The sequence below is a fragment of the Fulvivirga kasyanovii genome (genome assembly GCF_009711405.1).
GTDB classification, from domain to species: domain Bacteria; phylum Bacteroidota; class Bacteroidia; order Cytophagales; family Cyclobacteriaceae; genus Fulvivirga; species Fulvivirga kasyanovii.
Genome location: NZ_SMLW01000122.1, coordinates 1 through 980 on the forward strand (window position 1 = coordinate 1; position 980 = coordinate 980).

At 37.7% G+C, this 980-nt stretch carries 2 protein-coding genes; one reads left to right on the forward strand and one right to left on the reverse strand.

What is annotated here, in order from left to right; translation table 11 throughout:
- Positions 1-407 (forward strand): suppressor of fused domain protein (locus E1163_RS00260; RefSeq protein ID WP_221417866.1); only part of this gene is annotated, 407 nt, incomplete at its 5' end.
- A gap of 165 nt (positions 408-572) precedes the next feature.
- Here the strand turns inward: E1163_RS00260 and E1163_RS00265 are convergent.
- Positions 573-980: helix-turn-helix domain-containing protein (locus tag E1163_RS00265; protein ID WP_246223443.1), on the reverse strand; the 408-nt coding region annotated here is incomplete at its 5' end.

A 980-nucleotide genomic window follows, 5' to 3' on the forward strand; every position in this document is an offset into this window, starting at 1 on the left:
TGTGGACATATGCAACTATACACATGTCTCCATTGGATGATGAGCCTCCTTTGGAGTTACACATGTTTTCTTCGACACAAGATAGAAGCCTTGTTGAGTTGTTGACGATAACATCTTTTTATCATCAAAAGAGAGCAAGATTGAACCTTAATCATACAATTAACTTTGGTAGGCCTTGGCAAGGCAAGTCGGCATGTGAATACGGTTTTATCTCCCTTCCATATTTGGATGGGCCAGACTTAGAGAATTTTACAGATGAAGAAATTACAGTTAAATGCTATTGGCTGATACCTGTTTGCGAAAGTGAGGTTGATTATAGGAGTAAATATGGTACAGAGGCTCTGGAAGAGAAGTTTGATCAAGAATGTCTTGATTATGTGAATCCAAATAGGGATTGTATAGTTTGAGATACTCTCTAGCGCGGAAGTTACTTCCGTGATAAACGGAATATAGAAGCCTTGCAGGAATGCGAGGCTTTTTTATGAATGGATTTACGAACGCAACTGATATGATACAAAAGTACCTAATCAGTAACATCTGAAATTTTCAGAATTTAGAATCGATCTAAATAATCAAGCCACATCTTTAAGGACATTCGAAAGGGTGTCCTTTAATTTTTTCTTACCCACAAACGCATCGAGGATAGTAAAGATAGTTTGTCTTTCTTCTTCGGTTAGGTTTTCAATTAGCCTAACCTTTTCCATTAGAGTGCTATCCTGGGAATTGATATCTGCAAAATCTTCTTTAGAGGCGAACAGCTCGGAGAGTTTAACGCCCAATGCTTTGGCGATCCTTTCTAATGTACTGATAGAAGGTTCAGTTTTTCCGCTTTCAATGCGGGAATATTGGGCAGCCCCCATGTCAATAGCTGCTATCACTTCTTTTTGAGATAGATTTTTAGCTTCCCTGATGCGTTTAATGTTCTTTCCTATGTCCATAATTGTTAAGTATATCAACAAATATACTTTTTGGTGCTTTTT